The organism is Candidatus Angelobacter sp. (assembly GCA_035607015.1).
Lineage (GTDB): Bacteria > Verrucomicrobiota > Verrucomicrobiia > Limisphaerales > AV2 > AV2.
Window position 1 is genome coordinate 1 of sequence record DATNDF010000092.1, and the last position, 8,869, is coordinate 8,869.

Annotated in this window: 7 protein-coding genes; 6 read left to right on the top strand and 1 reads right to left on the bottom strand. The window is 62.8% G+C overall.

The window, feature by feature from the left end; translation table 11 throughout:
• The 6 genes from VN887_03795 to VN887_03820 form a co-directional block, all read left to right on the top strand.
• The coding region (locus VN887_03795; GenBank protein ID HXT39126.1) for an L-threonylcarbamoyladenylate synthase at window positions 1-910 on the top strand (910 nt) is incomplete at its 5' end.
• 57 nt (window positions 911-967) lie between these two features.
• A complete protein-coding gene (locus tag VN887_03800; protein HXT39127.1) occupies window positions 968-2,329 on the top strand; it encodes a sigma-54 dependent transcriptional regulator in 1,362 nt (453 codons plus the stop codon).
• Between the two features lie 64 nt (window positions 2,330-2,393).
• Entirely contained in the window at window positions 2,394-3,743 is a 1,350-nt protein-coding gene (locus tag VN887_03805) for an ATP-binding protein (GenBank protein HXT39128.1), read from the top strand.
• 243 nt (window positions 3,744-3,986) lie between these two features.
• The gene (locus tag VN887_03810; protein ID HXT39129.1) at window positions 3,987-4,760 is read left to right on the top strand and encodes an ABC transporter ATP-binding protein; all 774 of its coding nucleotides are present in this window, start codon (window positions 3,987-3,989) and stop codon (window positions 4,758-4,760) included.
• Window positions 4,757-6,424: a putative ABC exporter domain-containing protein gene (locus VN887_03815; protein HXT39130.1), complete on the top strand. Its 1,668-nt coding sequence runs from the start codon at window positions 4,757-4,759 to the stop codon at window positions 6,422-6,424. The genes VN887_03810 and VN887_03815 overlap by 4 nt, the downstream gene beginning before the upstream one ends.
• Before the next feature lie 7 nt (window positions 6,425-6,431).
• Window positions 6,432-7,136 carry a YIP1 family protein gene (locus VN887_03820; GenBank protein HXT39131.1) on the top strand — a complete coding sequence of 235 codons (705 nt, stop codon included), beginning with the start codon at window positions 6,432-6,434 and terminating at the stop codon, window positions 7,134-7,136.
• Window positions 7,137-7,201: 65 nt separating this feature from the next.
• Here VN887_03820 and VN887_03825 read toward each other — a convergent pair.
• A partial coding sequence (locus tag VN887_03825) for an FtsK/SpoIIIE domain-containing protein (protein ID HXT39132.1) occupies window positions 7,202-8,869 on the bottom strand: 1,668 nt, incomplete at its 5' end.

Genomic DNA, 8,869 nt, shown 5'->3' on the forward strand with positions numbered 1-8,869 from the left:
GACGGAAACCGTTTACGGTCTCGCCGCCAACGCGCTCGACGCGCGGGCCGTCGCGAAGCTATTCGAAACCAAAGGCCGCCCGGCGCACAATCCGATCATTGTGCACGTCGCCAGCGCGGCCATGGCGCGCCGCTGCGCGACTGAATGGCCGGTGGTGGCGGACGATCTGGCCCGCGCATTCTGGCCGGGCCCACTGACCCTGGTGGTGCGACGTTCTGCCGATATTCCCGACACGGTCACAGGCGGCGGCCCGACTGTGGGCTTGCGCTGCCCCGGCCATCCTTTGGCGCGGGCGGTCATCCGCGCCTGCGCCTTTCCGCTCGCCGCGCCGAGCGCAAACCTGTCCGGTCGGATTTCACCGACAAACGCGGAACACGTCTTCAAAGACCTCGGAGACAAGATCCGGTTAATCGTGGACGGTGGACAGGCGCAAATCGGCATTGAATCGACGGTGCTGGATTTGACCGGCGCGCTTCCGCGCATTCTTCGTCCGGGAATGATCCATGACGAATCGCTGCTGGCGGTGACCGGTGAACTGGCGGACGCGGAACGTGTGACACAGGGCGAGGGCCACTTGCGCAGCCCCGGACTGTTGCCGCGGCATTACGCTCCACGAGCCAGGCTGATGGTGTTGCAGTGGCGCGATGACCGCGATCTGCTGTCGCAAGTCTCCAAACCCGGCTCTTCGGGCACCACCGTCCACGTCATCGCGCACACAAGCATTCCTTCCGGCGACAATTTTGGACGCGTCAGCATCATCCCGCACGACGCGGAGGCATTCGCGCGTGCCATCTACGCTGAATTGCACCGTTGCGATGAAGAAGGCGCGCGGCTCATTGTGGTTGAAGCCCCGCCAGAAACTGCCGAATGGAGCGCGATCAACGACCGGTTGCGCCGCGCGTCGGTCTGATTACTCCGCTCAGCTAAAGCTTGCGAGCAAAGCCCCGCGCTGGCAAAAACTCCAGTCGTGCCGCATCCCGACGCCCGCATCCTCATTGCCGACGACCAACCCGATGTGCTGGAAGCGTTGCGCCTGCTCCTGAAAGGCGAGGGCTGCCGCGCCGAAACCGTGAATTCGCCCGCCAAAGTGCTTGCCGCATTGGAGAAGGATGAGTTCGACGTTGTGCTGATGGACCTCAATTATGCCCGCGACACGACTTCTGGCCAGGAAGGGCTGGAACTGCTGGCCCGCGTTCAAGCGCTTGACGGCGCGCCGCCCGTGGTGGTGATGACCGCGTGGGCTAATATCGAGCTAGCCGTCGAAGCAATGCGACGCGGGGCGCGAGACTTCATCCAGAAACCCTGGGACAACCCAAGGCTTGTCGCGATCATCCGCAACCAGATAGAACTCTCGAGGGCGTTGCGCAAAGGCCGTCGCCTCGAAGCTGAAAACGAACTGCTCCGCGCCGCCGGCGGTCCGACGCTGATCGCCGAGTCGCCGGCGATGCGGCCCGCGCTCGAACTCATCCGGCGTGTCGGTCCCTCGGACGCGAACGTGTTGATCACCGGTGAAAACGGCACGGGCAAGGGTGTCGTTGCCCGGGCGTTGCACGCCGCGTCCCCGCGCGCCAACAAGCCGCTCGTCGTGGTGAACATGGGCGGCCTGTCCGGGGGGGTTTTTGAAAGCGAACTCTTTGGGCATGTGAAAGGCGCCTTCACCGACGCGAAAACGGACCGGGTCGGGCGCTTCGAGCTGGCCGACGGTGGCACCCTGTTCCTCGATGAAATCGCCAACATTCCCCTCAACCAGCAGGCAAAGCTGCTGCGCGTACTGGAGACCGGCGAGTTCGAGCGTGTCGGCTCATCGAAAACGCGCCGTGCCGACGTCCGGATTCTTTCGGCAACCAATGCGGACGCGCGCGGTGAGGTTGCCGCCGGGCGGTTCCGCCAGGATTTGCTGTTCCGTTTGAACACCGTGGAAATCCATCTCCCGCCGTTGCGCGAGCGGCGCGAGGACATTCCCCCGCTGGCGGCGCACTTTCTTCGTCAGCACGCCGGGCGTTACCGGAAACATGCGGGAGGCTTCGAACCTGCGGCGCTGCAGCTGCTCCAGGAAAACGCGTGGCCGGGCAACGTGCGGGAACTGGACCACGCCGTTGAGCGCGCCGTATTGATGACGCAAGGCGGCACGATCAAAACCTCCGACCTCGCCCTCGGCGCCGGCCGCGACGCCGTGCCTCGCATCGAGGACATGAGTCTGGAGGAGGTGGAGCGGCATCTCATCAAGAGGACGCTGGCCCGATGCGATGGCAACGCGATGAAAGCCGCCGAAGCCCTCGGTCTGAGCCGAAGCGCATTTTACAGAAGGCTCGAAAAGCATGGATTGTAAGCGGTGGCAGGGCGCGGCGCGATAAAGACGTCGCGCCCCGACCTCTTTTTCATTCAGTCAGCAAATGGCCAGGAAACTCACCCACGACCGGCGGATTCTGCTGCTGACCCTCGTGTCAGGTCTGCCGGCGCTGACTGTCGCCCTCGCCCTGCTCTGGTACGGGGATTTTTCCACGAGGACGCAATGGACCCTGACGATTCTCGTGGTTGTCGCCTGGTGGGCGTTTGCCTTTGCCGCGCGCGAGCGCGTGGTGCATCCGTTGCAGACCGTCTCCAATCTGCTGTCTGCCCTGCGCGAGGAGGATTTTTCCGTGCGCGCCCGCGGTGCGCGGCGCGACGATCCGCTTGGCGACGTGATGTTCGAGGTCAACGCACTGAGCGAGACGCTGCGTGAACAGCGCCTTGGCGCGCTTGAGGCCACAGCGCTGTTGCGTACCGTGATGGAGGAAATCAACCTGGCAGTCTTCGCCTTTGATGATCAACAGAAGCTGCGTCTGGTGAACCGCGCCGGCGAACGACTGCTGGCCCAGCCCTCGGAACGGCTGCTGGCGCGCACTGCCGCGGAACTGTGCCTTGCGGACTGTCTGCAAGGCGAACCGACCCGCACCTTGCAAATGACGTTTCCCGGCGGCCTCGGCCGCTGGGGGATGCGGCGCAGTTCATTCCGGCAGGGCGGGCGGCCGCACCAATTGCTGGTGCTGGCCGACCTGAGCCAGGCGTTGCGCGAGGAGGAACGCCAGGCGTGGCAGCGGCTGCTGCGCGTCCTCGGCCACGAACTGAACAACTCGCTCGCTCCCATCAAATCAATCTCCGGCAGCCTCGTCAGTCTGCTCGCCAAAGACCCGCTGCCCGCCGATTGGAAAGATGACATGGAACGCGGACTCGGAGTCGTCACCGCGCGCGCGGATGCGCTCAGCCGGTTCATGGAGGCCTACTCGCGCCTGGCGAGGCTGCCCCAGCCCAAATTGCAGCCCGTGGAGATCGCGCCGCTTATAAACCGGGTGGCCGGTCTGGAAACCCGCGTTCCCATCGGGGTGGCCGCCGGTCCTCACGTCATGCTGCAGGCCGATCCCGACCAACTGGAACAATTGCTCATCAACCTGCTTCGCAATGCCGCGGATGCCGCGCTCGAAACCAGAGGGGGCGTGAAAATCGGCTGGACCGTAACCGGCCCACGGCTGGAAATCTCCGTCGAGGACGAGGGGCCGGGACTCTCGAACACAGCCAATCTCTTCGTGCCGTTCTTCACCACCAAGCCCGGCGGGTCCGGCATCGGCCTCGCGCTGAGCCGACAGATCGCAGAGGCGCATGGCGGCATCCTCACCCTGGAAAACCGCAGCCAGACCACGGGTTGCGTGGCGCGCCTGCGCCTGCCGCTGAACCATCCCGTCCCGACCGGGACAACAAAGGATTGACGCCCGTTCCAAGTGTATTATTGTCCTAATACACTTAATCGATGCGCGTGAGCAATTCTCGACTCGCCTGTCCAACCTCGGAACCATGACGGCCCGCTCCCCTTCGAACCGTGACGAGCCGGTTGTTCCGGATATTGCGTCGCGGAATGGCCCGGCCGTTCGTTTCCCGGCCCGCCCCGCTCTGACGGCGGGGCGGTTCACGCGGCGACCGCGCGGCAATGACCGCCTTCGCATTCGTTGACCATGAATCAAAACAGCCATCCGGCCATCGAGGTTGAACGACTCTCCAGACGCTACGGCGATTTTGCGGCGGTGCGGGACCTTGATTTCACCGTGCGTCCAGGCGAGATCGTCGGGTTGGTCGGTGCGAACGGCGCCGGCAAGACGACAACGCTGCGCGCCATCACCGGCATTTTGCGTCCCACGGCCGGAACGATCCGGGTGGGCGGCCATGACATTGAAAAGGAACCGGTCGCCGCCAAACGACAGTTCGCTTACATTCCGGACACGGTTCATCCGTACGACCTGCTGACCGTCACCGAGCACCTGCATTTCATCGCGCTGGCGTATCGCATCGAAAACGCGGAGGCGAAATACGGCGCGCTGCTGGAGGAACTGGAGCTAAGTGATAAGAAGGATGAAATCGCATCGAACCTTTCGCGCGGCATGTTGCAAAAACTGTCGCTGGCGTGCGCCTTCCTGCGCGAGCCGCGCGTGGTCATCCTCGATGAACCGCTGACGGGCCTTGACCCGCGCGGCATTCGCAACATCAGGGAGTCGATTCGCCGTCGGGCCGCGTCGGGCACGGCCTTCCTCCTGTCATCGCACCTGCTCGTGCTCGTGGAGGCGCTTTGCGACCAGGTGATGATTTTGCACCGCGGTCATAAAATGGCCTTTGGTTCGCTCGACGAAATCCGCAGCCTGGCGACACTCCACGCGGAGGCGTCTCTGGAAGACGTGTTTTTCGCGGTGACCGAAGGCACGAACGACCCGGCCTCGATGGCCGGCGCGTCATGAATCGCGCGCTGGTTTATCTCTGGTTCACCCTGCTGAAACGCCGGGCCTTTTATTTCTGCCTCGGCTTGAGGCGACCTACCACCTTCATTGGATTTGCCGCCGTGGCAGGTTTAATCGGCTTCCTGTTCTATTATCGCAAGCACGAGATCTTCGGCCAGTTGGTGCGGCGTGAAACCCTGACGGGTTGCGCGCTGCTCATGCTGTGCGGTTCGCTGTTCAAGGGCTTTCTCCAGCGCGGGCTGGTGTTTGAGCCGCCCGACCTGGAGTTTCTGTTCACCAGTCCGTTTACTCGGCGGCAGGTCGTTTTTTACCGGCTTCTGCCCGGCTATCTTTTCGCGCTCGTTCAAGGGCTGGTCTTTCTTGGCCTGTTTGCCCCGCATCTGAAGCACCCGGCATTGACGACGCTCTCTTTCATTTTTTTCCAGATCGCGTGTTTCCATGCCGTGACGGCATCGGCGATTTTCGCCGGCACACTTTCGGATGCGTTACACCATCGCGTCCGCTGGATGATGCTGGGCGTTTATTTTCTTCTGACCGCGGTATACCTGCGTGCGGCATGGGACTTCAAAATCATTCCCGCGTTCGCGTCATCACCGTTTGCTCAACTCCTGTTCTATCCCGCGGTGACGTTGTCTGATGCCGCTACGACTCCGTCCGTGGGCGCATGGACGGTGCGTTTGCTGGGAATCAACTTCTTTTCGACGCACCCGCATTGGCAATCGGCGTTTTATCTCGCCGCGTTCGGAGCCGGCGCCGGCGCGAGTTTGTGGCTGCTGTTCAAGCTCAAGGCCGACATTTTTGAAACCTCGCTGGCGACCACGACGCGCGCGGCGGAGAAGCGCCTTCGCATCAGGCAGGGCCGCAGTCTCGTCGTGATTCCGGGGCGCCAACCACGCTCCGTCCGTCTTCCAGACGCTGCGCTCTTCCGCGGCATCGGCGCGATTGTATGGAAAAATCTCGTTGTGGCCAGCCGGTCGAGACGCGAACTGGTTCTGGCCTCCGTATTCACCTGCATCTACACCGGATTTCTCGTCGCGATTCGATGGGTGCTCCACCGGCTCATGGCGGAGGGCGGGGAATTGCCTGCGCGACAGATCATGGACTTCGATAATGGCCTCGCGCTGGCGTTGTGCCTTCTGGTTTTTTTTCTGCAACGGACGTTTCCGTTTGATTTTCGCCGCGACGGCCAGCATCTCGTCGGCTTTCGTACGCTGCCGGTTTCGCCATTCGCGCTCGCGCTGGCGGAAATCGCCGTGCCCACGGCTTTTTGCCTCGCCTTCCAATCCCTCGGAATCCTCGCGTTGATAATCGCCGGCGGGTTCGAATGGACCTTGCTGTTGGTCTCGCTGCTTGGCTTCCCCGCGGTGGCGCTCGCGTTGAACGGTGTTTGGAATCTGCACTATCTGCTCGCTGCCACCAGGCGCGCGGGCGGCAAGGCCGATTCCCCCAGTCCGGTCGCCCTGATGATGGTGGTGGCGATGTCTTTTCTGATTTTCTATCCCGCCGGATGGACGGCGGTATTCATCGGCCGGCACACGTTCGGGAGCTACAGTGAACCGCTGGCCTTCGCCGGCTGGCTCACGGTCCAGTATGTCATTGATTTTCTGCTGGTGTTGACACTGGCGAGACTCTTTCAACACTTCGAAGTCTCGCGCGACGCCTGACCAACTCATGATCCCTGCCGCCCTCAATGAATCGAACGCGTCTCTCGCGCCAACCTCGCTGCGCGAAAAACTGCTGAACGTGTTCGCCAGCCCCGGCGAGGTTTTCGAGGAAATCGTCGCGGGGCCGCCGGAGCCTGCAAATTGGCGAGCGCCGATGCTGCTCGTTTGCCTGGCCGGAGTCCTGTTGTTTTGCGCGGTGCCGACGGAAACACTTACTGCGACCACGATCCGCCACGTGGCGGGTGCCGGAACGATCTCCGCCGCCCGGGCGGAGGCGTTGTCGGAAAGCTGGCCGTTGATTTCATCGCTGCTGGTTTGCGTCAGCGCGTGCGCAGGAACTTTCTGGTCGGCGTTTGTGCTTTGGTTTATCGGGCGCGTGTTTCTGAAAAGCAGGTTTTCGTTTTTGAAGGCGGTCGAAGTCGCCGGACTGAGCACGCTTGTTCTCGCGCTGGGGACCGTGGTAACCGCGTTGCTCATCCTCGCAACCGGCGACAGCTTCGCGCGGCCGGCACTTTCGTTACTCACCGGTGAGTTCAACCCGGCGAGCAAACTGCACCAGCTGCTCGCCGCCATGAACGTCTTCCATGTCTGGACGGCGGCCGTTCTGTCAATCGGCCTCGCAAAGATAAGCGGGGTCCCCGCTCGCGAGACGGCGCTGTGGGTGTTTGGCTACTGGATTGTGCTGAGAGTCGCGGTGATCTTGCTGGTCTGACCCCGGCTCACCACCTCACCCACCGGCTGTCGGCCAGATGGGGCAGGCCCACGGCAGATTTCATCCTATTTCGACGCCAGATTCCTCCCGGCTTCTGCAATCCACGCGTCGTCGGGCAACGCATAAGGCCGGAAAGTTTCGAGAGTGCCGGCCTGCGCATTTTGCAGGATCGCCCGGTGAAGGCCGAGGTTGGCGGCCTTCGGCGTGTCAATCAGGCTGGCGGAATCGTTGGCGCTCATCTGGAACAGGACGCGCAGCTCGAATTCGCTCAGCGTCTTGCGGCTGAAAAAGCGGCCGGCGTTGTTGAGGGTGTCACAGGTGCAAATCACGTGGAGTCCGAGCTGGGTTCCTTCGCTGATGATCCGGTTGAGTTGTTTGCCGGGATTGACCGGTGCGCTGGCGTCATCGAGCGAGATGCTGAAGTCATCCTCGTAACGCAATCCCTTGAATCGCTGTATGCCGTGGATGAACAGGTAAATCGCCGGAGACGAGGCTGCGTGTTCCGAATCGGTCCGCTTTTCCAGTTCGTCGGCAAGTCCGGAGAACGTCCCGCCCAGCTCCGCGTTTCCCGCCAAAGCGGTGTCGTGTGGCACGGCTCGGACGATTTTTTCCAGAAACTCGCGGTGCCGCGAATCCGGCGGTGAAACATCAAGGAGGACGAATCGCGCCGTGCCGCGCGGGTGCTGGGCCGCGAGAGAAATGAGCGAGACGCCGAGCATTGCCAGCGCCGCCTCGTCGCGCTGGCCGAGAATGAGAAGGTTGTTGCCACTCTGCCGGTGGAACACGGCCTCCGTCGGTCCCTTGATCGAGTTGGGGGCTCCGAGCCATACGCGCGCGGCGGTCGTGGGCTGGACAGATGCGGCCGAGAGGACGCGCCGAAGCGTTTCGTTTTCGCGCACCTCGGCGGGGGCGTTGCCTTCGAAAATGACCGGTGCAGCGCGCGGCGCGGAAAGGTGCTCCGCGTGGCGTTGGATTTTTTCCAACCACGTCTCGCGTTCTTCCTCGGAGAGCCAGACGATCTGGAACGGGCTGTTGCCCTCGATGGCGCCGGAGGCGTCGTTGTAGATGGCTTCACCGGGCCGCGAGAGCAGGCGTGGCGCGGGGTTGTCGTCATCCATGATGAGCATCGCGTCCGCCTCGTTGCATTGGAGGGCGACGCGCACCACCATCTGGCCGAGCGTGGTGCGGGCGAGAGTGTAGGCGCCGCCGAGCGTCTGCGAGCCGAGCAGCACATGGATGCCGAAAGCGCGGCCCTGACGGACAAGACGGTCAAGCAGGAGTGAGGCGTTCTGTGAAACACGGTCGTCTTCAACGAAAAATTCCTGGAATTCATCAATGAGCAGGAGGCTTCGCGGCAATGCCTCCGTGCCGCCGGCGCGTTTGTAACCGGGCAGGTCCTGGACACCGAGGCGGCGAAACAAATCGCCGCGCCGGCGCAACTCTTCATCCAGCCGTTCCAGCACGCTCAAGCCAAACTCGCGGTCGCTCTCGATGGCGACAACGCGCGCGTGCGGCAGTTTGTGGGTCGCGTAGCACTTGAACTCGACGCCCTTCTTGAAGTCCACGAGATAGAATTCGACCTGGTCCGGGCCGCACCACAGCGCGAGGTTGGTGATGATGACGTGAAACAAGGTGGATTTGCCGGAACCGGTCTTGCCGGCGATGAGAACGTGCTGGCGGGTGCCTTTGCCCAGCGCCAGTTGCTGAAACTTGGTTGCGCCGGTGCGTCCGAT

Bases quoted from the DNA above. Each gene is read 5' to 3' on its own strand.
- VN887_03820 (HXT39131.1), top strand. From the start codon at position 6,432: ATGATCCCTGCCGCCCTCAATGAATCGAACGCGTCTCTCGCGCCAACC.
- VN887_03810 (HXT39129.1), top strand. From the start codon at position 3,987: ATGAATCAAAACAGCCATCCGGCCATCGAGGTTGAACGACTCTCCAGA.
- VN887_03815 (HXT39130.1), top strand. From the start codon at position 4,757: ATGAATCGCGCGCTGGTTTATCTCTGGTTCACCCTGCTGAAACGCCGG.
- VN887_03805 (HXT39128.1), top strand. From the start codon at position 2,394: ATGGCCAGGAAACTCACCCACGACCGGCGGATTCTGCTGCTGACCCTC.